This window comes from Leifsonia sp. 563 (genome assembly GCF_040545055.1).
Taxonomy (GTDB): domain Bacteria; phylum Actinomycetota; class Actinomycetes; order Actinomycetales; family Microbacteriaceae; genus Leifsonia.
Map to the genome: position 1 here is coordinate 1,080,540 of NZ_JBEPLE010000001.1, position 22,752 is coordinate 1,103,291.

Genomic DNA, 22,752 nt, shown 5'->3' on the forward strand with positions numbered 1-22,752 from the left:
GGCAGACGGGGACGAGGCGTCAGCGGACGTCGGCAGTCGTGGCGTCGATCATCGACACAGCCGCGCCGCTGCTGACCGACCGCACCCTCCACACGCTGCCGCTGCCCACGACCCGAAAGCCTCCATCGCCGACGATCAATACGGTGCGCTCGTCGACGCCGAGGGCACCATCGATGAGCCCGGACTCCACGGCGGCGATCAGTCTCGAGAGCGTGCCGCGCTGTGCCACGTGCGGGTCGACCGAGCCGTCGACGAGTCCGATGCCCGGCGCCACCTCGAGCTCGATCCCGGGCTCGGACGGGTCCTCCGGGCAGACCAGCCGACCGCGGATGCGGGAACCGCCGCCGAGCGCTCGCTCGGCGGCCACCATCGCGCCGGCCGAGACGCCGAGGTAGGGCACGCCGGCCGCGACCTGGCGGCGGAGCTCCGCGAACAGCGCTACGAGTCCCTCCCGCACGGCTTCGACGATGCCGCCGCCGACCAGGATGCCGTCGACCTCCGCGATCGCGGTCGGCGACAGCTCCTCGCCGCCGTACGAGCTCGTCACATGCACGTCGACCTCGCCGGCCGCCGCGAGCACCCGGCACAGCACCTCGGCCCGCTCCGGACCGCCGGGATGGATCGACACGATCGCGACCCGAGGCACCGTGCGTCCGACATCGCGGGCTCGCGCAGCGGCTTCAGCGAGGAAGGGCGCGTACAGCGGCGCATCCGACGGTTCCAGTGCACCGCCGCCCAGCAGGTGGACGCTCATCCCGCAACTGTACGGGGTCTCGCGCCGCGAGAGACGAGACCCGTCAATACCGGATGGCGTCGATCGGCCGCACCCGGACGGCGACGATCGAGGGCAACAGCCCGGCGAGTGCACCGACGCCGACGGCGATCAGCATCCCGAACACCGCTGCGGAGAGGGGGAACGCCGGAACATCCTGCAGACCCTGGCGGTGCAGGAAGCCGATGACGACCGGGTTCTCGAGCGCGAGGATCGCGAACATCACCCCGATGACTCCGGCGACGGCGGTCGCGACGACGCTCTCCATCATGACCCCCGCGAACACGCGTCCCGCCGTCGCGCCGAAGCTGCGCCGGATCCCGATCTCCCTGATGCGCGCTCGGACGGTCACCATCGAGATGTTCAGGAGCCCCAGGGCGCCGAGCAGCAGGATGAGACCCGCGCCGGCACCGCCGACGATCTTCAGGAAGAGCAGCGGGTCAGGGCCGTCAGCAGCTTGGTAGTCCTGTCGGTTCACGCTCACCGTCGCACCGTTCCCGACGGCGCGCGAGAGGTCGGCGGAGAGACGTTCCGACAGCGGACCAGCCACCTCAGGCGGCACCCAGGCGAAGTACTGCGTCGAGCCCGCGTCTCCCTCAGCCGCGCCGGGAGGCTGGAGCGCCCGATAGGCGTCGTAGAGCATCCACAACTGGGCCAGGTGCTCGTCCCCGCCCGCGGCCACCCCGACGACGACCGCGTCGACCGAGGTCGGGCTGATCAGATGGAGCATCGGGTGCGAGGCCACGTCGGGTGAGCCGAGCAGACGCCACAGGCCCTCGTTGATGACCACCGCCGGCACGAGCCGGTCGGCATCGCGTGCGGAGAACCAGCTCCCAGCGACCATCCGGGTGCGGAACATCACCGCGTAGTCCGGGTCGACCAGCTGGCCGCTGAGGTTGGCGTCCGGCGGCAGCCCGCGCACGACCGGCTGCGCATATCCCTGGCGCGTCGAGTAGCTCACCTGGTACCGCGCGAGCGTGTCGGTCATCAGGTGGCCGAACTCCTCATCCGTGGTGAGCGGTCGGCCGTCCTCGGAGTACGGCAAGCTGATGTTCATCATCGCCGGCCGCCCCTGACCGCGTTCGAGCCCCTCGACCACCCCCTGCTGAGCGACCGCCGAAATGGCCGCGATGGAGGTGAGTGCCATGATCGCGACCGCGACGCCCACGATCGCCATCAGCACCCTCGCCCGGTAGACCCGGAACTCCGACCACGCCTCGACGAGGACGCTGTAAACCGACGTCAGCGCTCTCACCGGATGACCTCGACCTCGTCGGGATGCAGGACGCCGCCGTCGAGCCGGTGGCGGCGGTCGGCCAGTGCGGCGATGTGCGGATCGTGTGTGATGGTCACGAGGGCGGCCCTACTGTCGCGGGCCACGCCGTCGAGCAGCCCCATCACCGCCTGACCCGTCTCCACATCCAGAGCTCCCGTCGGCTCATCGGCCAGGATCACACGCGGCTCGCGGACGAGTGCCCGAGCGATCGCGACGCGCTGCTGCTCGCCGCCCGAGAGCCTGCTCGGCAGCCAGTCGGCCCGGTCGGCCAAGCCGACCCTGTCGAGCATCTCGAGCGCCAGGCGTCGGCGACGCCAGAACCGGTGCGGTTCGGCGTACAGCAGAGGGGTCGCGACGTTCTCGGCCGCCGTGCGACCGGGGAGGAGATTGAACTGCTGGAAGATGAACCCCACCTCCCGGCCCCTGCGCTTGTCCCGGTCCGCCGCCGACATCCGCTGCACCGGAACATCATCGAACCGGATGCTGCCCGCCGTCGGCTCGTCGAGGAGGCCCAGGATGTTGAGCAGCGTCGACTTGCCGGACCCGCTCCGGCCGACGATCGACACGTGTTCGCCGGCGTCGACGACGAGGTCGACCCCGCGCAGGATGTGCAGAGGCTCGGCATCCGGGATCTCCACCACGCGGGTGACCCCGTCGAGCACCAGGATCGCCATCAGCCGCTGATGCCGTTCGCCGCCGCCTGCTCGTCGACCTTGGACGGGACGAACTGCAGGATCTCGTCGCCCTTCTTCAGCCCGGAGACGATCTGCACCTGCCGACCGTCGAAGATCCCCAACTGCACCTTCACGGCCGTCGGAGTACCTCCATCGGCGGCCGGCCGGTACACCGTCCCCGCCGCACCGGCTCCCTCGACGGCCGTCGCAGGGACGAGGAGCGCGCCGTCGGCCGAGCCAGCACTGATGGTCAGCTTCGCCGCCAGGCCGGCGAAGACCGTCACATCGGCGGGCACCGCACACCGCACGGTCGGACCCCCGGTCGATCCCGCTCCGGACGGCGAACCTGCGGAGGGAGCCGGGGCCTGCGCCGATCCGTCGGACCCGGCGCTCGCGCCGGCCAGCGGTGCGCTGACGCTGAGGCCTGTGCACGTGAACGGCGCCGGGCCGCCCGCGATGGTCACCTTCGCCTCCGTCGGCTTTGTCAGCAGACGGTACTGCTGCACGGCGGCGATCGACCCGGTCACGTTGAACGTGGGCGGAGCCACCTGGGCGAGCACATCGCCAACGGCGACCTGCTGACCGACGAGCACAGCGACCGCGGACACCGTCCCCGCGGCGCCGGCCGTGATCGTCACCGTGCCGTACCGCGGACTGCCGTCCGCCGCGGGCGTGGCGAGCTGCTGCTTGACGACCGCCACCGGTGTGCCGGCGTCGACCGCGGCGCCCGGCGCCACGGCGACCTTCGTCACCTCGCCCGCCGCGGTGGCCCGCACCGGCGCCGCCGCATCGGCGAACACGGTCGCGTCCACCGTGAGGTCGTTGCGGATCGACCCGCTCGCGACGGTCGTCGTCGGCTCAGAGACGACTCCCGTCGGCCTGACCCCGTCGGCTCCGGCGGTGGCACCGCTGAAGAACGCGAGCTTGACAAGTGCCGCCGCGATCGCGGCGAAGACGACGAGGCGAAGGACGGGGAACACCCAGCGGCGCATCACGCCAGGAGACGACACACTCATCCCCTCAGTCTGGCCGAGGCGCCAAATCGATCTCATCATCCTCTGGGCTGACTCGCACTCCGCCTTGCAACCCCCAAAGACACATTTGACGGTCGGCTCGCCGCGCGCGACCATGGCGGAATGTCAACTCTCGAGGAGCTTCGCGCGACCGCCCATCCCATCCGTCTGCGGCTGCTGTCATTGCTGACCGGCGCCGCCATGAGCGCCGCGGAGGCGGGGCGCGAGCTGGGGTACTCGCAGGCGACGGCGAGCTATCACCTTCGGGTACTGGAGCGTGCGGGGCTGGTGCGCGTCGTCGAGGTCGTGCGCCTGCGGGGCGGGGAGGCGAAGCGCTACCGGCACGAAGCGTCGGCCGAGCCGTTCCTCCTCCCTCCCGCGCAACCGACCTCCGCGGCGCTGCGGGAGGAGCAGGCCGTGTACTACGACGCCCTCACCGAGGAGCTGCACCGCCGTGCGCGGCAGCGCGCGGCCGGGCCGTCGGTCTCCACCGACGCTGAGCTGTGGGTGGACCCCGAGGTCTGGCGTCGCGTCGTGCGCCGGGTCGGAGAGGCGTCGGCGCTCATCCACGCCGCGGCACAGCGCCCGCGCACCCCGGGAACGGTACCCGTGTCGATGACCGTCGCGCTCTTCCCGCTGAGGCGTCCGTGACCGGCCAGGTCGCCGCGTCGACGGCTCCCGCGACGAAGAAGCCGAGCCCGCTGCACCATGCACCGTTCCGCTGGCTGCTGGCCGCCCGCACCATCGGCGTCGTCGGCAATGCCGTCGCCCCGATCGCACTGGCGTTCGCCGTGCTGGACCTCACCGGCTCCCCCGTCGACCTGGGACTGGTGGTCGGCGCCCGGTCCATCGCCAACGTCGCGGTGCTCCTCTTTGGCGGCGTCATCGCCGACCGGCTTCCCCGCCGGCTGGTGCTGGTCGGCACCTCCGTGGGCGCCGCGCTCACCCAAGGCGTCGTCGCCGCCCTCGTCCTGACCGGGACGGCGGCGATCTGGTCGCTCATCGCCCTGAGCATCCTCAACGGTGCCGTCAGCGCCGTGAGTCTGCCCGCCGCGGCCGCGATGGTGCCCGAGACCGTCCCCGCGGATGTTCTCCGCCCGGCGAACGCGCTGCTTCGGCTGGGGCTGAACGGCGGGACCATTCTCGGCGCATCGGTCGGAGCGGGAGTGGTCGCGCTGATCGGTCCGGGCGCGGGGCTCGCCGTCGACGCGGCATCCTTCGCTCTGGCGGCCCTGTGTTACGCGCGAATGCGGCTTCCTCACCAGACACCGCGGCCCGCGTTTGGCGGATCGGTCCTCTCCGATCTCCGCGAGGGCTGGCGGGAATTCTCCGGCCGCCGCTGGATCTGGATCGTCGTCGCGCAGTTCACCGTCCTGAACGCCGCCTACGTCGGCGGGTCGACGGTGGTCGGACCCGTCGTCGCCGACGCATCGTTCGGCCGCGCCGGATGGGGTCTCGTCGTCGCGGCGCAGGCCGTCGGCCTCGCGGTGGGAGCGATCGTCGCGTTGCGCTGGCGCCCGCGCCATGCGCTCGGCATCGGCGTCGGACTCATGGCCGTCACCGCCCTTCCGCTCGCGGCGCTCGGACTGCTGCCGTCCCTCCCGGTCCTCCTGATCGCGTTCGGGCTCGGCGGGATCGCGATGGAGCTCTTCTCCATCGCCTGGGACCAATCGCTCCAGACCAACGTCCCGCGAGATGCGCTCTCGCGGGTCTATTCGTACGACATGGTCGGGTCGTTCGTCGCCGTTCCCCTCGGCGAGACCCTGGTCGGGCCGCTCACGCAGTCCTTCGGCACCGTCCAGACGCTCCTGGGATGCGCGCTCGTGGCCCTGCTCGCGTCGATTGCGGCCGTGTCGACGCGCAGCGTACGCGGCCTGACCACGGGCCCTCCCTCTGTCCGCGAGTGATGGCACGGCCGCTACTCCCGGAGCGTGAGCCAGAGGGCCGCCCACTGCTCGGCGGTGAGGTCGCGCGGCAGGGCGGTCTTCGGCACGGCGGAGCGGGAGAGGGCGCGGTGAGCGGTCGCCGGGCTGACCCGGGCCGCGACCTGAATGACGCGTTCCAGCGTGCCTCCTCTGCCGCAGAACACTCCGCGAACGAACGTCTCGTAGGGGCGACGATCGGCGTGCGGCACCAGCGGCGATCCGCGGCGCGCGATGGTGAGTATGCCGCCATCGACGCTCGGGCGAGGCGTGAATCCCCAGCTGGGGATCCTCCCGTGCAGCTCGAAGGCGAACCAGGGCGCGCTTTGCGCGGTCATCATCGTGTGCCCTCCGACCCCGGCTCGCTTCCTCGCGACCTCCCATTGAGTCACCAGCACCGCCCGCATCCACGTCGGGTGCCCGAGGAGACGACGGAGGATCGGTGTGGTGAGGTGAAACGGGATGTTGCCCACGATGACCGGAGTGTCCAGCGCGTGATGCAGGGCGTCCGCGTGAACCACCCGGACATTCGGGAGGGTCCGCGCGAGCCGGCGCACACGATGTTCGTCGATGTCGATCGCCGTCAGCGGTCGACCGGTCGCCGCGAGCGGTCGCGTCAGGGCGCCGTCGCCGGCACCGAGTTCGAGGATGGGGCCTCTGGTCGCTCCTACGAGGGAGACGATGGTCGCGATCGAGGGGGTGTGTGTGAGGAAGTTCTGGCCGAGTTCGTGTCGGCCGCCATGCAGTGAACGAGGCATGAGCGTGCTCCAGGAAGTGAGGGTGGAGCACCTGTGGAGGGCGGCGTGGGTACGCGGAAGCGCCCGTCCGAGGTGCGGTTGACGTCTCGGAAGGACGGCGCGCTTATGCGAGCAGGAGCGAGCGCGCCGTCAGGCGCGGCGGTCGCGGATGAAGAAGAAGCGCCCCGTCACGAGTGCGCTGGAAATCGTTCCCACGCCTCGACGGTAGCAGGAGTGGCGGCCGGCTGGGGGCGGAAGACCTTCCGGTAGGCGCCGGGGGTGATGCCGAGGGCGTGCGCGAACTGTGCCCGGAAGTTGCTGGTGCTCGGGAAGCCCGTCTGGGCGGCGATCCGATCGACGGTGTAGTCCGTGGTCTCCAGCAGTTCCTGAGCGTGCCGCAGACGAACACCGGAGACCCACTGCATGGGACTCTGGCCGGTCTCGTCTGTGAACCGCCGGGTGAGCGTGCGCGCGCTCACGCCGGCCTCGGCCGCAAGGTCCGCGAGCGAGAGCTCGCGGTGGGCGTTCGCCTCGATCCAGGTCAGGATGTCGCGGAGGGCCGATGCTCCGGCCGTCGGACGGTTGCGGACGATGTACTGCGCCTGCCCTCCGGGGCGGTGCAGCGGGGCCACCGCCAGGCGGGCGGCGTCCGCGGCGACCGCCATCCCGTAGTCGCGCTGGATGATGTGCAGGCAGAGGTCAAGACCGGATGCGGCGCCGGCGGAGGTCAGAATGTCTCCGTTGTCCGTGTAGAGCACGTCCGGGTTGAGCCGGACGGCGGGAAACCGGGACGCGAACTCGTCCGCGGCGATCCAATGCGTCGTCGCATCCTTGCCGTCGAGCAGGCCGGCCTCGGCAAGGGTGAACGCGCCGACACAGATCGACGCGATCCTGGTCCCCTGTCGCGCGGCCGAGCGGAGAGCCGTCAGGATCTCCGGCGGCGATGGTCGAGAGGGATCGTTCCTGCCGGGGACCACGACGAGGTCGGCGCGTTCGAGCACGTCCAACCCCTCGTCGAGCTGCACGCGCAGAGGTCCGGCCTGCACGGACTGCCCGAGACCGGCGACGACGACCCGGTATCCCGGCCTCCCGTCCGGCAACCGCGCACGACCGAAGGTCTCGATCGGGGTGGCCAGATCGAATGCGATCGTGTCCGGCAAAGCGAGGACGACAACGCTGTACATACCCGAACTATACCGAGGACGAGCGATTGGCGAGATTCAGGCAAGAGTTGGCTAAATGGCCATGGTGAACGCCCCGGATATCCGAACAGGATCGAAGGAGAGCTTCACGAGAGGAAACCCGCCATGCCCCAGCCCCGTGCCCCGTTCGTGCCGTTCGACGGATTCGACCCGCTCGACGTGGGGCGCCTACCGTGCGCGCCCGTCAACGGCGAACGGACGGGTGCATGAGCGCGTTCCTCCTGTCCGTCCACGTGCTCGCCGCCATCCTCACGGTCGGCCCGGTCGCCATCGCCGCGAGCATGTTCCCGCGGTACGCCCGCGTCGCCCTCGCGTCGCCCGGCGACACGAAGAGTGTCTCCGTGGTGAACCTCTTGCACCGGATCACCCGCGTCTATGCGGTGATCGGAGTGCTCGTACCGGTGTTCGGCCTGGCGACAGCGGCGAGTATCGGGGTGCTCGGAGACACCTGGCTGATCATCTCGATGATCCTCACCGCTCTCGCGGCGGCCCTGCTGATCGCGTTCATTCTTCCCGCCCAGATCCGCGTCGTCCGCGCCGTCGACTCGCCGCAGGACCACGACTCCGCGGCGCCGAGCAGCACCGCCCGCCGGCTCGGGATGCTGACCGGAGTGTTCAACCTGCTCTGGCTGATCGTGGTCGTCTTGATGATCTACCGGCCCGGATCCACGACGGGAGTCGGGCTGTGAGTCCCCGGCGCATCCTGCAGATCGTCGGCACGATCGAGCTGGCCACCCTCGTGGTGCTGCTGGCGAACCTCGTCACCATTCACCTGCCGGAACTCTCGCGGGTCCTCGGCCCGGTGCATGGTCTCGCCTACACCGGCACCGTCATCACGGCCGTCCTGCTGTCGAAGGGGCGCCGCCGGGTCTGGCTGTTCTCGCTGATCCCGGGGGTCGGAGGCCTCCTCGCCTCCCGGACCGCCTCTCCGGGGGCGATCACCGCATCCGGAGGCGACTGAGGCTCCCCATAGGATCTGCCCGGGAGCGAGCACCCCTCCTGGTCGTCGGGGAGCTGGATGCGAAGGGTCCCGCACATCCCCGTGTTCGCAGAGGCCCTCACCATCGCCATCGTCCCGGGTCTATGGTGCCGTCATGGTTGAACATGGAAAGGGCCACCCGGACAGGCTTCCGAGAGGCGAGGAGCCGATCGCGGAAGTGGCAGCCGATCGATTGGATGAGGATGGCCGGCATGCCGGTCGGCTCGTTCTGACGCCGAACCGGATCTACTTCCTCGACGACGAGCACAACGGCGGGGCCCACGACGACATCATCGATCACATCCGTTTCCAGGGTGCCGAGGTGACGGGTGACGACGCCGTCGGCACGTTGGCGCTCAGCTGGAGCGACCAGGGAAAGGTCTACGAGGGCAACACGATCGAACTGGGCGCCTTCAAGAAGGCGATCGACGACCAGCTGAACCCGTAGCCGAGGGAGCTACGCCGGCTAGTCCGGTAAGCCGTTCGCGGTAGGGGCTCCCATGGAGCTGCGGAGCGCGCTGTGGCGCATCCCGAGCACGGCGACGAGCCCGAGAAGCGAAAGGCATGCCGCCACGAAGAACGGGAGGGCGAAGCTGTCGGCGTACGCCGACCGGACGACAGCCTGCACCTGCTCAGGCAGTCCGCCGAGACGGTCGAGTTCGACGGCTGAGCCGCCTGCATCGTGAGCATTCAACACGGCCGCGATGGACGCCGAGGACTGGGCGGCGAGAAGGGACCCGAACACCGCCAGGGCGATCGCTCCGCCGAGCGCGCGGATGAAAGCGACGGTGCCGCTGCCGACGCCGACGTCTGCCGGATCGACGCTGTTCTGGACCGCGAGGACGAGGTTCTGCTGCTGCATGCCGATTCCGAGGCCGGCTAGCGCTGTCGCTGTGGCGAACTGCCAGAAGGGGGCGTGTGCTCCGGTGATGTTCATGCCCGCGAATCCTGCTGTCAGCGCCGCGGCGCCGGCGATGAGATACGGCCGCCATCGTCCGTAGGCGGTGATCAGCCGACCGGTGACGAGCGATCCGGTCAGGGTTCCGAAAATGAACGGCAGGAGTGCGAATCCTGCCGCTGTCGCATCCTCGCCCCGGCCGACTTGCAGGTACTCGGAGAACAGCGTGGTCGCTCCGAAAAGGCCGAACCCCACGGGGACGGAGGCGACGAGGGCAAGCGCGACGATGCGCCGACGGATGAGCCAGGTCGGCAAGATGGCCGAGGCGGTCCGCTTCTCGACCACGATCAGTGCGGTGAGCGATGCCGCGGCGCCGGCGACCAGCAGAGCACTAAGGAACGACCACCACCCGAAAGAGCCGGGGCGGCCGACGAAGGAGACCCAGATCAGCAGAAGGCTCACGCCGGTCGCCAGCAGGGCTATGCCCGCCCAGTCCACCGTGCCCCGCCTCTGCGACGGCGCGATGCGCAAGGTGAACTGCAGCGTGACGAGCGCCGCCACAGCGATCGGCAGGCACAGCCAGAACGTCCAGCGCCAGCCCAGCGGGCTGTCGACGATGAGGCCGCCGGCGAGCGGCCCCACCGACGTCGACAGGGCCAGCACGGCTCCGGTATACCCGGCGTACCGCCCACGCTCCCGTACGGGAACCATCACACCGAGAATGCTCTGCAGCAATGCGAGCACACCGCCCGCCGCGACCCCCTGAACGGCGCGCGCCGCGATCATGATGCCGACGTTCTGAGCGAGCGCTCCGGCGACGGTGCCCAGCACGAACACGACGATGGCGGTCTGCACGAGCAGCTTCTTGTCGAGGAGGTCGGACAGTTTTCCCCATACCGGAGTCGAGACGGCGTTCGCCAGCAGGCTTGCGGTGACCATCCACGTGTATGCGGTCTGCGTGCCGTGCAGGGAGGGAACGATGGTCGGGAGCGCGTTCACGACGATGCTCGAGCTGACGAGCACGGTGAACATGGCTGCCATCAGCCCGAGGAGTACCAGCCGGACCTCGCGCGGCGAGTAATCGCTCCGCACTGCCGGTGCCGCGGACCGCTGATCGTGAACGCTCATGGAGCACACCGTAACTCCCGGAACGCTTTAAGTACAATCTTCGTTATACTTGCGGCATGACGCGATCGACGGGACAGCGCGGGCCGGCGCTGCACGAGCGCCTTCTCCGGACGGCGACTGAGCGCTTCGCCGAGCAGGGCATCCGAGCGACCAGCATGGAGGACATCGCGCAGAATGCCGGGGTCACGGTGCGGACGCTGTACGCCCACTTCGCCAGCAAGGATGCGCTGACGGCCGAGTACCTCATGGCGACACCCGTCACCTCCACAACCGACGAGGACTCCCCGGTAGCGCGAATGCTCGCCGTCTTCGACTCCACCTCGACGGGCGAGCTGTACCCGGGGTGCCCGTTCCTCCGAGCGGCAGCGGAGTTCCCCGAGCGCGACTCGCCGGTGCATCTGGTGGTGCGGCGGCGGAAGCTCGAGTTCGCAGACCGGCTGCGAGACCTGGCCGAGCAGGCCGGATGCGCGGACCCCGAAGCCGTCGGCGCCACACTCGCCCTCCTTTACGACGGCGCGGCGGCACGCAGCGCGGCCATCAGCTCCCGCGAGCCGTTCCGGCAGGCGCGGACCCTGGCCGAAGGCGTCGTCGACGCAGCGCTCGTGAAGCGCGGGTGATCGGCTGAGCCTCTGTCAGTCGGCCGCGGACACGAACGTCTGCGCCAGCGCTCCCACATCCTGGATCGTGCTGAGCAGCAGATCCCCCGGCCGGAGGTAACGCGGCGGGTTCCTGCTCATGCCCACTCCGTCCGGCGTCCCGGTGAGGATCACGTCGCCCGGCAGCAAGGTGACGACGCGAGAGAGCCCGGACACCAGTTCGGGGACGCCCGTCACCAGGTCTCGCGTGTTGCCGTCCTGCATCACCTCCCCATTGAGCACCGACCGGAGTGCCAGCGCGTCGGGATCGGCGAATTCGTCCGGCGTGACGCCCCAAGGACCGAGCGGGGTGAATCCGGGGTGCGATTTCGCCAGGCTGTACTGCGGCTGCGACCCCCGGAACTGCTCGACGCGCTCTGAGATGTCCTGCGCCACTGTGACAGCGGCCACATGACCCCATCCCTCGTCGACGGAGACGTTCCGCGCGCGCCTGCCGACGATCAGCGCCAGCTCGACCTCCCCATCGACGTGACCCTGCGGCAGGGTCACCTGCGTGTAGGGCCCCGTGATGGAGGACGGGAATTTCGTGAAGACGGGTGGGAAACCGGTCGCCATCGGCAGGCCGGCTTCGCGGACGTGTTCCGCATAGTTCAGCCCGACGGCGAACACCTGCGCAGGCGTCGGAGAGGGCGAGCCCAGAGCGGTCTTGTCGAAGACGACGAGCTGGTCAGGCTCGGCGCGGAACGACGCCGCCCACTCCGCGAAGGCTCCCCACTGCTCGTACACCGCGTGCGGAAGCGGGCCGAATCGACCGCTGCTTGCGAGCTCGACGTCGACGGCCCGGTTGCCGACGATGAGGACGAGCCGGCCGGCGAGATTTCCGAATCGCACGACGCGCCCGCTACAGCTCGGCCTCGGCCACGGCGACACCGCGGCCGATGGCCACATCCCCGAGCACGAAGGTGAGGAACGTCGGTGTGGCGTCGACGGGGATGGACAGCGTCGGCACCGACAACGCGTGAACGATCGCGAAGTATCGGTGCGGACCGGAGCCCGGCTGAGGTGCGGCGCCCACGTAGCGCGGGGCCCGAGCATCGTTGGGCAGCTGCTTGGCGCCGGCCGGAAGGCCCGTCGAGCCCGGCGTCCCTGCACCTGCAGGGAGGGACGTCGTGCCGGCCGGGATGTCGTAAACCGCCCAATGCCAGAACCCGGCGCCGGTCGGTGCGTCGGCATCGAAGATCGTCACGGCGAAGCTCTGGGTCTCCGTCGGCGCTCCATCCCACGCGATCGCCGGGGAACGGTCCTCGCCTCCCGGGATGCCGAAGATTCCGGAGAAGTGAGCCGCACCGAGAACACCGTCGGGTGCATCGTCGAGCGTGACCGAGAAGCGGGGAAGGTCGGGCAAGGTCGCGAGGGGGCTGGGGTGATTCATAGTCATCCAATCGATTTATTGCGAATAATCGATTATCCGCGGGATAAGATGGCAGTATGCATCAGGCATCCCCCCTCGCGCAATCGCCCAGCGCATCCGCCTACGCAGTCGTCCGCGACGGCCTGCTCGAGGGAGCCTACGAGCCCGGCTCAGCCCTGAAGCCTGCGGCGTTGGCCGCCGAGATGGGCGTCAGCCTGACAGTGGTACGAGAGGCGCTCGCCCACCTGAGCGGCGAAGGTCTGATCGAACGCCGGACGAACCGCGGATTCTTCGTGCCGCAGTACACCAGCGAGAGATGGACCGAGGTGGTCAATGCGCGACTCGTCCTCGAGCCGGCCGTGCTGGAGCTGGCGATACGGTCGGGGAGCCTGGAATGGGAGTCCCGGGTGGTCGCGGCGCACCACCGGCTCTCGGGCACGCCGCTCACCGACCCGACCCGGCTCGGGGTTTCGAAGGAGTGGAGGGACGCTCACGCCGCATTCCACCGCGCTCTCCTCGAGGGCTCGGGGAACGCGGTTCTCCTCGAAGCGACGGACCGGCTCTGGCTCGAGAGCGAGGTGTACCGGCAGTGGTCGGTGGCGAAGAACCCCGGACGGGACTTCCCCGACGAACACGCAGCGCTCGCCGAGCACGCCGTGCGCCGAGATGCCGACGCGGCCGTGAAGACCCTGCGCGCGCACATCACGCGGACGCTCGACGACCTGCAGCTGGTGCGTTCAAGCCCGCACAGCGACGGCGGCCGTTGAGGATGCGCGAACAGGACGCGGGGCTCGTGATCGAGGATCGTCGCATCGATGGTCCCCATGGGTCCATCCCTGTCCGCATCTACGCCCCAGAAGGCGCCCGAGCCGCTCCGGGCTTGGTCTGGCTGCACGGCGGGGGTTGGGTCGAGGGCGACCTGGACCTGCCCGAGGCGGACGGGGTCGCTCGATGGATCGCTGCGCGCGGAGTGGTCGTCGCCAGCGTCGACTACCGGCTCGCCGTCGGCGGCGTGCATTTCCCGGTGCCGTTGGACGACGTCATGGCCGCGTTCCTGTGGACGCGGACCAACGCGCACGCGCTGGGCGTGGATCCCTCCCGGCTCTCGCTGGGTGGCGCATCGGCCGGAGGGAATCTCGCCGCCGGCGTTGCGCTCCGTCTGCGCGACGACGGTTCACCTCAGCCGGCTCTCGTGCTGCTCGCATACCCGATGCTGCACCCCCGTCTTCCCGAGATACGGCCGGATCTCGCCGCCGCGGTGGCCGCCCTCCCGCCCGAACACACGGCGTTCGATGACGAGTCCGACGGCCGGCTGACCCGCAATTATGCCGGGAGCGCTGAGGCCCTCGGAGACCCGTACGCCTTCCCGGCCAACGGCGACCCGACAGGCCTTCCCCCGCACGTCATCGTGAACTCCGATGCCGACACCCTGCGCGCATCGGGGGAGGCGTACGCCGCTCTGCTCGCCACCAGCGGTGTCACCGTGTTCTCGACGCACGAGCCCGGGACCACGCATGGTCACCTCAACATCTCGCCCGCCGACCGCGCAGCCGAGCACACGCTCGACGTATTCGTTCGAGCCCTCACGAGCTGAGAGCTCCTTCACCAGCCGGCGCCTGAAGCGGAGGGCGCTCTCACAGCCTGTCGCGGCAAGAAGCAGAGCCGAGATACCAGGTGAGGAGCTCCACCGGATCCTCCCCCGGGTATGCGGGCGCATCGACTCCCGCCGAGATCGTTGTGGCGTCGTCGGGGACGAGGGCGAGGAACCTGGCTCGTGGGATGGGCGTGAGCACGTTGCTCCGGCTGCGGAGGGAGCCCTGCGACACCCCTGTCAATTCGGCCAGATCGCGCAACGTGAATCCGATCGTCCGCGCCGCGGCGAGCAGTGAGCGGGTCATCCGGAAAACTTCTCGTCGGTCTGGGCCGGTCGCTTCCGTCTCGGCTTCCTTTGCGGCCAGGAGCAGCACGCGGAGAGCCTGGTACTCCTGCGGCGTCTTCACCGCCGCGAGCACGATGTTCGAGCGGAAAATGACCTCATCCCCTTCGTCGGCTGCATGTCGGCGCGTCGATCGCGTGGGGGCAGCGTGGCGGCGGGTCAGGGCCCGACCGGTTCGTCGTATGTGACGACGACGCCCGGCCGGACCCTGATCTGGTTACGCGTTGTCTTGCGTCTCACCGTTCCGGCGGCGGCGACGGACGATCATCACTGCGCCGCCGAGGGCGAGCAGCAGCAGCGCGATGACGCCCGGGGCGACGATGTCGCTGCCGGTGAAGGCGAGACCCGTGCCCGCGGCGGGCGGGACCAGCGGCGTGCTGGTGTCGCAGGCGCCCGCCGGGTCGCACGACCCGTCGACCGGCGGGTCGACCGTGTTCACCAGGCGTCCGTTGCCCGCACCGGCCTGCTTCACGGTGACCGAGTACGTCACAGCGATCGTCTGGCCCAGGTCGAGCGCCCCGGACCAACTGAGCGTCGTCCCCTGCAGCACGGCGCCGTGGGTGGCGTCGTTGTTGTAAGTGGCGTCATCCAGCACGTCGGACATGTCGTCGGTGAAAGAGGCCGGCTTCTCGGTCGTGAACGCGACCGCGCCGGTGTTCTTCACGGTGACCGTGTAGGAGACCTTCGCGCCCGGCTTGACCGCGGCCGTCGTGCTCACGGTCTTGGCAACCGTGAACGCGCGCAGCGGGGTGTGCGTGATGCAGGAGTCCTGCGGGTCGCACGTTCCGCCCGGCACCGTCGGGACGACCGCGTTGACCAGGGTGAGGTTGCCGGTGTCCGGCTTGTTCACCGTCACCGAGTAGGTCACGGTCAGCGTCTGCCCGACATCCAGAGGCCCGCTCCAGGTGAGGGTCGCGCCCTCGACCTTTGCGCCCTGCGTAGCGTCGCCGTTGTACTTCGCGTCGTCCAGCACGTTGGTCAGGTCGTCGCGGAAGGCGGCGGGCGAGCCCGCGGTGTAAGCGACCTTCCCGGTGTTCTTCACCGTCACCGTGTAGGTGACCGTGTCACCCGGCTTCACCGTCTCCTTGTCCGCAGCCTTCGTGACCGTGAACGAACCGGACGGGATGACCGAGCGGCAATCCGGGTTGTCCGTGGTCGCCGTCGGGCAGCCGCCGTCCGGCGGCGTCACCACGGCGTTGTCGAGGGTCTTGTCCCCGGTGTCCGGGTCGTCGACCGTGACCGAGTAGATCACCGACACCGTCTGTCCGACCGCGAGAGCGCCCGACCAGGAGAGCGTCGGTGCCGCGTAGGTGGCCCCGCTCGTGGCGTCGTTGTTGTAGGTCGCGTCGTCGAGCACCTTGGACAGGTCGTCGGTGAAGCTCGCCGGGTTCGCCGCGGTGTACGCGGCGGTACCGGTGTTGCTCACCGTGATCGTGTACGTGATCTTCTGGCCAGGCACGACCTCGGTCGCGTCGGCGGTCTTCGTCACGCGGAACGCCTGCAGCGGGGTCACGGTCTCGCACGTGATGCAGGTGGAGTCCGGCGGTCCGCTGACCGTGTTGGCCAGCGTCCCGTCACCCGTGCCGACCGGACCCTCCGTCACCTGGTAGGTGATGACCTGCGTCCCGCCGACCGGGAGCGGACCCGACCAGGTCAGGGTCAGACCGGACACCGTCGCGCCGTTGGTCGCCGAGCCAGGCACGTAGGTGGCGTCGTCGAGAACCTTCGACAGGTCGTCGGTGATCGTTGCCGGCTCATCGGCGGTGTAGTCCGCCTTGCCGGTGTTCGCGAGGGTGACCGTGTAGGTGACGGTGTCGCCCGGGTGGACGACCGGCGTCGAGGCGGTCTTGGTGATCGAGAACGACCGCACGGGGTTCTCCGTGCACAGCCCCGGAGCGCACGGGCCGCCGTTGCTGAGTGCATTGCCCAGGTCGTTGTCACCGCGCTGCCCGTTCGGCTTCACCGTCACCGTGTAGGTGATGGTGCCGACTTCGCCGGCCGGAACCGTCCCCGTGACCGGGAACGAACCGTTGCTGATCGCGCCGGCCTGCAGGGAAGCGATCGAGCTCGTCGGCTGCGTGGTCACGTCTGCGTCGTCGAGGATCTTCGACAGGTCGTCGCTCCAGCCGGTGACCGGCGCCGTGTCAGTTCCCTTGGTGTTGTCGAACGTGAGCGTGTAGGTCAGCACGTCGCCGGCCTTCACCGCTGTTCCGGACGCCGGGTCGACACTCTTCGACACCGCGAGGTCGGGCATGTTCGTCACGGTGCAGTCCGGGCGCTGCGGGTCGACCGGCTGGCACGTCGTGGGCGGCAGCTCGTTCTGGTTCACGAGGTAATTCGCCGCCACGTTGTTGCCGCGCTGGCCGTCAGGCTTCACCGTCACGGTATACGTGATGGTGGAGGTCGCGCCGGCGGCCAGGGTGCCGGTGACGGCGATGATGTCGCCGGTGCGGGTGCCGGTGAGCGTCCCGCTGGCCGTCGCGGGCTCCGTCGTCACGGTGGCGTCGTCGGTCACGTCGGACAGGTTGTCCATCTTGTTCACCGGGCCGGAGGTGGTCCCTGTGTTCTCGAAGTGCAGCGTGTACGTGAGAGTGGAGCCGGCGACGAGCGGGTTCGCCGAGGCCGAGACGGTCTTCCAGTCGTCGATCTTCGGCGCGGGAAGTGTCGTCGGTGCGCAGGGAAGCGTGCCGGCGGTCTGGGTGCCGTCGGGGACGCATGCGTTGTTGTTCAGGACACTGTTGCCCTCACCGGTGTAGGTGACCGTGTACGTGATCGTCACGGTCTTGCCCGCGTCGAGCGGGCCGGACCAGGAGAGCGTCGGCGAGGCGAACGTCGGGACGGTGACGGCTGCGCCGTCCACCGTCGCCTTCAGCGACGACGCGACCAGGTCGGCGTCGTCGATCACATCGGACATGTCGTCGGTGATCGTCGCCGGGTTCGCCGTCGTGAACGGAACCTTGCTCGTGTTCGTCGCGGTCACCGTGTAGTTGACGGTGTCGCCCACCTGCAGAGGTGCGGAGTTATCGCCCGAGGTGGCGTTCTGCACCTGCTTGGTGACGGTCAGCGTGGGCGTCGGGCACAAGGCGGTCGAGGTGACCTCTGCGTCGAAGCCTTCGGCGGTGTAGTAGCTCTTGACCTGCACGAGGATCGTGTTCAGGCCCGTCTTCCAGTCGCCGGCCATCGAGGTCTTCGCGGCGTTGCCGGAGTTGAAGCCGCCACCACCCCAGGCGTTGTTCGGATCCTGAGGCAGGTTGGCGCCCTGCTGCGCGACGTTGTTCACCCAGACGCCGGCGACGGTGTTGTCCGACAACCACGACATATCCAGCTGGAACGTCGCCGGGTCGACCGCCGGGTCCAGGTTGAACTGGTACCGGTAGTACCAATCGCCGTAGCCGTCAGCCTGGTTTTGTCCGTTCGCGGGGTCGACATACTGTGCCGAGATCCATTGCGACTTCCCGGACTGAGAGTTCGACCACAGGTTGTTGACCTTACCGGCCTGCGCCGGGGCGTAGGTCGCGCCTGCCGGCGGCAGCGCCGCAGCGGACGGGCCGGCCGGGAATGTGGTCGTGTTGACGTAGTTCAGACCCGTGTAGCCGCCAGCCACGGTCCACCGCGGGTCCGCGGCACCGTTGGCGAGCTGGCCGTCTGTGGCCTGGTTGTAGCCGGTGTTGAAGATCGCCGGATCAGTGGTGCAACCCACCGTCGGGATCTGTGCCGTGGTGACCGTCAGCGAGGTGTTCGCGTTCGGGACGAGGTTCGCCACCGTCGTCGTGAGGTTGGAGTTGTCGTTCGTGTAGGTGCCCTGCGTCGTCGCGGTCACGTTCACGGTGATGGTGCAGGTGGCGCCGACGGCAACCGAAATGGCTCCGGCCGTCACTGTGTTGCTTCCGGCGGTGATGCCGGACGTCGTCGGGGTGCCGCACTGGCCATTGTTGGTGACGGTGCCGTCCTTCAGGGTCACGCCGGCGGGCAGGGTGTCCGTGAAGCCGAGCGGGCTCAGGGCGGACTGCCCTTCGTTCGCCGGGTTCGCAATGGTGAAGGTCAGCTGGCTGGTCCCGCCCGGGTTGATCGCCCCAGGAGTGAACTGCTTGGTCAGCGGCGCGCTCGGGAAGGACAGGTCCCACTGCCACGAGTCGCCGCCGAGGTTCTGGTCACTGTTCGCGAAGTTGAACGCGCTGACCAGACCGCTCGTATTGCTGATGGCAACCGTTCCACAAGCGCCGGTCGGGTTGGATCCGTCGGGCTGCTGACAGAAAGAGTTGTCGGCGCGGCGTGCCGGGCTGTTGATCAGGTTGGTGCTGTCGACGGTGAACACCGAGTTCCCGGCCGCCCGGGTGGCCGTGATTCCGTCGCCCGCGATAGCGTTGTTGATCCGGACCAGACTTCCATCGACGTTCATGAAGTGCATCCGCGGTGCGATGACAGGCTTGCTGAACCGCACCTGCGTGTTCAGGCTCTGCCCCGACACCACACCCTGCGTGATCGTCGGGGCACCCGTGGGAGCGTCGGGCGAGATCAGTCCGTTGGCACGGTCGATCGTCCCATTGGTGAACGGGCGAGCCGGAGTCCCATCTCCGCTCGCTGTGACCGTGGCCGTCACACCCGTGGTGCCGAAGGTTCCTGTGAGCGTGCCGCCGTTGGCTGCCGAGCCGCTGACGGCGGTCAGCCACTGCTGCGACGGCGACGCCGCCGCGTCCGCGGGCGCTGCAGCTCCGAGGGCGACGGCGGACAATCCGCCCGTGGCGAGGGCGGCCAGGGCGATACCCGCGACTGCGCGTCGCAGGCCACCCCACTTCGTGGACGTCAAGCCTCTCTGGCGTGCTGACACAGGATCCTCCCCAAGCTTCGAGCCCAGAACGCGCGGAACCCCTCGGCGGGGCCCGCGTGGGACTCTCGAAAGCTGAGTTTGTCGTTTGAAACTCTTATAGGTGGGCCAGCAGCCGGTCTTTCACCCGGGCCCATGCTTTTTCACCCCGGCCGGGGCCGTGGACGTCAGCCGATCGCAATGGGCCACTGGACATGACCGCGATTGGCTGACACCGTTGGAGACGGCATGCGCAGCAGGACCGGTGATGATATGAACCCCGCAGACCTCCCGACCGCGGTGCCGCAGATCGCCCGCACGGACGGGGCCGAGGCGGCAGCCTCTCTCATCGAGCAGCATTGGGACGAACTTTCGGTGACTGCGCCGGACCAGCTGTTGGCCGCTTTGAAGGCACTGCCCGGGGAAGCGTTCATGCGCAACCCCGGATTGTTCATGGCAGCCAACCACTTGGAGCACATCGTGGGCGGCGGCGAACCCGGCCAGGTGCACCCTGCTCTCCTGCATCCGCCCGTCCCCAACCACCGGCGTTCCGTCCTTCAGCGGCTGATCCGGTACACCGCGGAATCGGCAGCTGCGCGCACCCGCGATGACCCGACAGAGGCCGCCCGGATCGCGGAAGAGGCCCTGGCATTCGCCGCTGCGGCGCCTCTGAATGAGATCGAGGACATCGCCACCACGATGCCGCATCTGCGAATGCAGTGGGCTCGCTCCCTCGACGCGGCGGCCTCTCCGCGCGCTGCCGCGGAGTACGCGCGCGTGTTCGTCCTCGCCCGTGCGACCGAGCAACCGTACGTCGCCCGCCGCGTCGCGGCTTCCGCAGCCTGGCTCCACGCCGAGCGCGGCCGGACTGACATGGCGCGCAAGTGGGTACAGCGTGCGCACGACGAAGGTGTCACCGACAGCCGCCACGACGCCGCACTCCTGGTCACGGAGGCTCTGCTCCGCACCGACCAGGACGATCTGCCCGGGGCGCTCGCCCTGCTCGATCGGGCCGACGAGATCGGCCTCGGCGAATACTGGGCACCGGCGATTTGGGTGCGATCCCTCCATGCCCACAATGCAGCGACCGCCGCCGTAACCGAATCGAGGCTTGAACTGCACCTGCAGAGCCATCCCGTGCTCAACTCCGCCGGCGTTGACGGACGCCTCGCCCGAGCCGCTCGGGTCCGGATCAGACTCCTCCGAGGCCGGATGACCGAGGGCCTGGACGGGCTCATCCACCTGTCCTCCTCCGACCGGGTCATCGCAGCTGCGATCGCCCAGATCGAACGCCGCCACCGAGAAGCGTTCGACCTCAGCAGACCCGTCACCGAGGACGCGCTCGAACCACGGTTGCAGGCGAACGCGCTGCTAGTCCACGCTGCCGCCGCACGGGCCCTCGGTTACACCGGCACCGCCACCCACGCCTTCATCCGAGCCGACGCACTCCTGCAACACGCAGGCCTGCACACCAGCTATGAAGCCATCAGCCCTGACGAGCTCGAACACCTCGCGCAGCTCGCCGGCGCCGAAACCCGCGCGGCAACCCGTATCGGCAGTTTCCGGCGTGACCTCCCTCAACTGACCAAACGGGAGAATGACGTCCTCGCCCTTCTCACTACCGAGCTCACCGCAACGGAGATCGCCAGCACCCTCTTCATCAGCGGCAACACGCTCAAGACGATGACCCGGCTGCTGTACAAGAAACTCGGCGTCAGTTCCCGCGCGCAAGCCGTGGACTACGCCCACCAATCAGGCTTCCCCGCGATTCGCAGGTGAATGCCGCCGCCAAAGAGACGCTCATCTTGCAACTGACGTGTCTCGCGCCGAGAGACACAAGACGGACTGCGGAGGGCGTGGGATTCGAACCCACGAGACATTTCTGCCCACCAGTTTTCAAGACTGGCTCCATCGGCCGCTCGGACAGCCCTCCCGGCGCCGGGCGAACCCGGCGTCGCCCGATTCTAGCGAACCCGGGCGACGGTGATCACTCGGAGAACGGCTTCGAGCAGGTGTACTGCGCCGCCGTCTGGCCGTGCACGTCCGACGGGAGCTCGACCGAGCCGCCGCCGGCGGTGCCCGAGTCGGTGCCGGTGGCCGGAGCCTGGGTCGCCGGAGGCTGGGTGGCAGGCGCCTGCGTCGCCGGCGGCTGCGTGGCCGGGGTCTGCGTGGCCGGAGCGTTCGGGTCGGCCTGGGAACCCACGCCGGTGTCGCCCGTGAGGGTGACCGGCTGATCGTTCTGCAGGGCGCTCATCAGCTGGTCCGCAGCATCCGTCGTCGGGGCGACGCCGCCGTCCACATAGTGGTTCGGGTACTGCACGAACACGACCTTGCTGATGTCGATGTTCTTCAACGCCATCGCCATGGAGACGATCGTGGTCGGGTTGTTGAGGCTGTCGGAGAGCGTGATGTTGCTCGTCGCCGCCTTGGCCAGGCCGTACAGCTTCACCGGGTTGCTCAGCACGTCGGCGCTCTTGATGGTGCGGACGAGCGACGACAGGAACACCTGCTGGTTGCTGATGCGGCCCAGGTCCGAGCCGTCGCCGACGCCGTGACGGGTGCGGAGGAAGGCGAGCGCCTGCGAGCCCTGGAGCACGTTCTGGCCGGCCTTCACATCCAGCCCCGTGTACGGGTCCTCGATGTCTCCGGCGACACAGACGGGCACGCCGCCCACCGCATTCGACATCTCGATGACACCGTCGAACTGGATCACCCCGGCGTACGGGATGTCGAGGCCGGTCAGCTTCTCGACCGTGAGCACCGTGCAGGCCAGGCCGCCGTAGCTCAGGGAGTTGTTGATCTTCTGGCGGCTCATCGAATCGAAGCTGCCGCCCTTCGGGTCCGGGCAGGACGGGATGGAGACGAACATGTCGCGGGGAAAGCTGACGACGGTCGCGTTCTGGTGGTCGGCCGACACGTGCAGCAGCATCGTCACGTCGTTGAGGTTCTCCTCGCGGTCGCCGTATGCGGTGTTGCCGCCACCGCTGTCACTGCCGGCGAGGAGGACGTTGAACGCACCGTTCATGGCGCCGACGCCCGGTGTCGTCTCGTTGCCCTTCGCGTCGACGAGCTTGACCGACTTCTTGACGCTGGCCACCACATCGACCGCCGCGTAGGCCGCGAGCGAGACGCCGGTCACGCCGAAGACGGCGACGACCGCGACGAAGATCTTGAGGAGTGCTTTGAGCGGATGGTGCTGCTTCAGTCGACCGTGGCGGACCGCTGGTCCTGCCGCCTTCTCCTGCGCTCGCGCTTGCGCGCGGGTGTGCATCTCGCTCATTCACTTCCTTCCGGCCGGGTGTGCGCGCGTTCACAGGCGGGCGCCTGGAAAAGAGCGCACGCCGTCTTAAAGGGTGGCACGGGAGGCTGGCAATGCTCTGGATGGGCGCGCGTCGTTCCGCGCG

General features: G+C 69.0%; 21 protein-coding genes and 1 tRNA gene. 9 read left to right on the top strand and 13 right to left on the bottom strand.

All coding sequences use genetic code 11. The features are described 5' to 3' along the window. Positions 1-19: 19 nt before the first annotated feature. From ABIC47_RS05240 to ABIC47_RS05255, 4 genes are read right to left on the bottom strand one after another with little or no spacing between them, the layout of a single operon-like run. A complete protein-coding gene (locus ABIC47_RS05240; protein ID WP_354477974.1) occupies positions 20-754 on the bottom strand; it encodes a Type 1 glutamine amidotransferase-like domain-containing protein in 735 nt (244 codons plus the stop codon). A gap of 43 nt (positions 755-797) precedes the next feature. After that, positions 798-2,027, bottom strand: coding sequence for an ABC transporter permease (locus tag ABIC47_RS05245; RefSeq protein WP_354477977.1), 1,230 nt, complete (start codon positions 2,025-2,027; stop codon positions 798-800). After that, positions 2,024-2,722, bottom strand: coding sequence for an ABC transporter ATP-binding protein (locus tag ABIC47_RS05250; protein ID WP_354477980.1), 699 nt, complete (start codon positions 2,720-2,722; stop codon positions 2,024-2,026). Before ABIC47_RS05250 ends, ABIC47_RS05245 begins: the two co-directional genes overlap by 4 nt. Continuing rightward, entirely contained in the window at positions 2,722-3,738 is a 1,017-nt protein-coding gene (locus tag ABIC47_RS05255; protein WP_354477983.1) for a biotin/lipoyl-binding protein, read from the bottom strand. The genes ABIC47_RS05250 and ABIC47_RS05255 overlap by 1 nt, the downstream gene beginning before the upstream one ends. Before the next feature lie 120 nt (positions 3,739-3,858). On the opposite strand from ABIC47_RS05255, the gene ABIC47_RS05260 reads away from it, so the two are divergent. Together ABIC47_RS05260 and ABIC47_RS05265 are read left to right on the top strand one after the other, a co-directional pair. Beyond that, positions 3,859-4,386: a helix-turn-helix domain-containing protein gene (locus tag ABIC47_RS05260; RefSeq protein ID WP_354477986.1), complete on the top strand. Its 528-nt coding sequence runs from the start codon at positions 3,859-3,861 to the stop codon at positions 4,384-4,386. After that, the gene (locus ABIC47_RS05265; RefSeq protein WP_354477989.1) at positions 4,383-5,642 is read left to right on the top strand and encodes an MFS transporter; all 1,260 of its coding nucleotides are present in this window, start codon (positions 4,383-4,385) and stop codon (positions 5,640-5,642) included. The genes ABIC47_RS05260 and ABIC47_RS05265 overlap by 4 nt, the downstream gene beginning before the upstream one ends. A gap of 11 nt (positions 5,643-5,653) precedes the next feature. Here ABIC47_RS05265 and erm read toward each other — a convergent pair whose 3' ends face one another. Then, complete coding sequence (erm, locus tag ABIC47_RS05270; RefSeq protein ID WP_354477992.1) at positions 5,654-6,415, bottom strand: 23S ribosomal RNA methyltransferase Erm; 762 nt, start codon at positions 6,413-6,415, stop codon at positions 5,654-5,656. A 167-nt stretch (positions 6,416-6,582) separates the two neighbouring features. Continuing rightward, positions 6,583-7,578 carry a GlxA family transcriptional regulator gene (locus tag ABIC47_RS05275; RefSeq protein WP_354477995.1) on the bottom strand — a complete coding sequence of 332 codons (996 nt, stop codon included), beginning with the start codon at positions 7,576-7,578 and terminating at the stop codon, positions 6,583-6,585. A 224-nt stretch (positions 7,579-7,802) separates the two neighbouring features. Here ABIC47_RS05275 and ABIC47_RS05280 point away from each other — a divergent pair, with 224 nt between their 5' ends. From ABIC47_RS05280 to ABIC47_RS05290, 3 genes are all read left to right on the top strand, one after another. Beyond that, positions 7,803-8,285 carry a DUF2269 family protein gene (locus tag ABIC47_RS05280; protein WP_089878828.1) on the top strand — a complete coding sequence of 161 codons (483 nt, stop codon included), beginning with the start codon at positions 7,803-7,805 and terminating at the stop codon, positions 8,283-8,285. After that, the gene (locus ABIC47_RS05285; protein ID WP_089878831.1) at positions 8,282-8,557 is read left to right on the top strand and encodes a hypothetical protein; all 276 of its coding nucleotides are present in this window, start codon (positions 8,282-8,284) and stop codon (positions 8,555-8,557) included. The genes ABIC47_RS05280 and ABIC47_RS05285 overlap by 4 nt, the downstream gene beginning before the upstream one ends. A 133-nt stretch (positions 8,558-8,690) precedes the next feature. Beyond that, positions 8,691-9,023, top strand: coding sequence for a hypothetical protein (locus ABIC47_RS05290; RefSeq protein WP_354477998.1), 333 nt, complete (start codon positions 8,691-8,693; stop codon positions 9,021-9,023). A gap of 18 nt (positions 9,024-9,041) precedes the next feature. Here the strand turns inward: ABIC47_RS05290 and ABIC47_RS05295 are convergent, their stop codons facing one another. Continuing rightward, entirely contained in the window at positions 9,042-10,601 is a 1,560-nt protein-coding gene (locus ABIC47_RS05295; RefSeq protein ID WP_354478001.1) for an MFS transporter, read from the bottom strand. 56 nt (positions 10,602-10,657) lie between these two features. Between ABIC47_RS05295 and ABIC47_RS05300 the strand changes: the two genes are divergently transcribed. Next, positions 10,658-11,218: a TetR/AcrR family transcriptional regulator gene (locus ABIC47_RS05300; RefSeq protein ID WP_354478003.1), complete on the top strand. Its 561-nt coding sequence runs from the start codon at positions 10,658-10,660 to the stop codon at positions 11,216-11,218. A gap of 15 nt (positions 11,219-11,233) precedes the next feature. Here ABIC47_RS05300 and ABIC47_RS05305 read toward each other — a convergent pair whose 3' ends face one another. After that, the gene (locus tag ABIC47_RS05305; RefSeq protein WP_354478006.1) at positions 11,234-12,088 is read right to left on the bottom strand and encodes a fumarylacetoacetate hydrolase family protein; all 855 of its coding nucleotides are present in this window, start codon (positions 12,086-12,088) and stop codon (positions 11,234-11,236) included. A 10-nt stretch (positions 12,089-12,098) separates the two neighbouring features. Further along, positions 12,099-12,629, bottom strand: coding sequence for a YbhB/YbcL family Raf kinase inhibitor-like protein (locus ABIC47_RS05310; RefSeq protein ID WP_354478008.1), 531 nt, complete (start codon positions 12,627-12,629; stop codon positions 12,099-12,101). Between the two features lie 56 nt (positions 12,630-12,685). On the opposite strand from ABIC47_RS05310, the gene ABIC47_RS05315 reads away from it, so the two are divergent. Together ABIC47_RS05315 and ABIC47_RS05320 are read left to right on the top strand one after the other, a co-directional pair. After that, on the top strand, positions 12,686-13,375 hold the full coding sequence (locus ABIC47_RS05315; protein WP_354478011.1) for a GntR family transcriptional regulator: 690 nt from the start codon (positions 12,686-12,688) through the stop codon (positions 13,373-13,375). Between the two features lie 2 nt (positions 13,376-13,377). Further along, positions 13,378-14,202 (top strand): alpha/beta hydrolase, encoded by an 825-nt coding sequence (locus tag ABIC47_RS05320; protein WP_354478014.1) that lies wholly within the window; start codon positions 13,378-13,380, stop codon positions 14,200-14,202. 40 nt (positions 14,203-14,242) lie between these two features. Here the strand turns inward: ABIC47_RS05320 and ABIC47_RS05325 are convergent, their stop codons facing one another. After that, positions 14,243-14,506: a hypothetical protein gene (locus ABIC47_RS05325; RefSeq protein WP_354478017.1), complete on the bottom strand. Its 264-nt coding sequence runs from the start codon at positions 14,504-14,506 to the stop codon at positions 14,243-14,245. 255 nt (positions 14,507-14,761) lie between these two features. Next, positions 14,762-19,372: a DUF7927 domain-containing protein gene (locus ABIC47_RS05330; protein WP_354478020.1), complete on the bottom strand. Its 4,611-nt coding sequence runs from the start codon at positions 19,370-19,372 to the stop codon at positions 14,762-14,764. A 225-nt stretch (positions 19,373-19,597) separates the two neighbouring features. Between ABIC47_RS05330 and ABIC47_RS05335 the strand changes: the two genes are divergently transcribed. After that, positions 19,598-21,127: a helix-turn-helix transcriptional regulator gene (locus tag ABIC47_RS05335; RefSeq protein ID WP_354478023.1), complete on the top strand. Its 1,530-nt coding sequence runs from the start codon at positions 19,598-19,600 to the stop codon at positions 21,125-21,127. A 69-nt stretch (positions 21,128-21,196) separates the two neighbouring features. Here the strand turns inward: ABIC47_RS05335 and ABIC47_RS05340 are convergent. Both ABIC47_RS05340 and ABIC47_RS05345 read right to left on the bottom strand, forming a co-directional pair. Beyond that, positions 21,197-21,281: transfer RNA gene (locus ABIC47_RS05340), tRNA-Ser, on the bottom strand. A gap of 54 nt (positions 21,282-21,335) precedes the next feature. Next, a complete protein-coding gene (locus ABIC47_RS05345; protein ID WP_354478026.1) occupies positions 21,336-22,628 on the bottom strand; it encodes an LCP family protein in 1,293 nt (430 codons plus the stop codon). Positions 22,629-22,752: the final 124 nt, after the last annotated feature.

Coding starts and splice junctions, on each gene's coding strand:
- ABIC47_RS05240 (WP_354477974.1), bottom strand. CDS start 754: ATGAGCGTCCACCTGCTGGGCGGCGGTGCACTGGAACCGTCGGATGCG.
- ABIC47_RS05250 (WP_354477980.1), bottom strand. CDS start 2,722: ATGGCGATCCTGGTGCTCGACGGGGTCACCCGCGTGGTGGAGATCCCG.
- ABIC47_RS05255 (WP_354477983.1), bottom strand. CDS start 3,738: ATGAGTGTGTCGTCTCCTGGCGTGATGCGCCGCTGGGTGTTCCCCGTC.
- ABIC47_RS05260 (WP_354477986.1), top strand. CDS start 3,859: ATGTCAACTCTCGAGGAGCTTCGCGCGACCGCCCATCCCATCCGTCTG.
- erm (WP_354477992.1), bottom strand. CDS start 6,415: ATGCCTCGTTCACTGCATGGCGGCCGACACGAACTCGGCCAGAACTTC.
- ABIC47_RS05275 (WP_354477995.1), bottom strand. CDS start 7,578: ATGTACAGCGTTGTCGTCCTCGCTTTGCCGGACACGATCGCATTCGAT.
- ABIC47_RS05280 (WP_089878828.1), top strand. CDS start 7,803: ATGAGCGCGTTCCTCCTGTCCGTCCACGTGCTCGCCGCCATCCTCACG.
- ABIC47_RS05290 (WP_354477998.1), top strand. CDS start 8,691: ATGGTTGAACATGGAAAGGGCCACCCGGACAGGCTTCCGAGAGGCGAG.
- ABIC47_RS05295 (WP_354478001.1), bottom strand. CDS start 10,601: ATGAGCGTTCACGATCAGCGGTCCGCGGCACCGGCAGTGCGGAGCGAT.
- ABIC47_RS05300 (WP_354478003.1), top strand. CDS start 10,658: ATGACGCGATCGACGGGACAGCGCGGGCCGGCGCTGCACGAGCGCCTT.
- ABIC47_RS05310 (WP_354478008.1), bottom strand. CDS start 12,629: ATGAATCACCCCAGCCCCCTCGCGACCTTGCCCGACCTTCCCCGCTTC.
- ABIC47_RS05315 (WP_354478011.1), top strand. CDS start 12,686: ATGCATCAGGCATCCCCCCTCGCGCAATCGCCCAGCGCATCCGCCTAC.
- ABIC47_RS05320 (WP_354478014.1), top strand. CDS start 13,378: ATGCGCGAACAGGACGCGGGGCTCGTGATCGAGGATCGTCGCATCGAT.
- ABIC47_RS05325 (WP_354478017.1), bottom strand. CDS start 14,506: ATGACCCGCTCACTGCTCGCCGCGGCGCGGACGATCGGATTCACGTTG.
- ABIC47_RS05335 (WP_354478023.1), top strand. CDS start 19,598: ATGCGCAGCAGGACCGGTGATGATATGAACCCCGCAGACCTCCCGACC.
- ABIC47_RS05345 (WP_354478026.1), bottom strand. CDS start 22,628: ATGAGCGAGATGCACACCCGCGCGCAAGCGCGAGCGCAGGAGAAGGCG.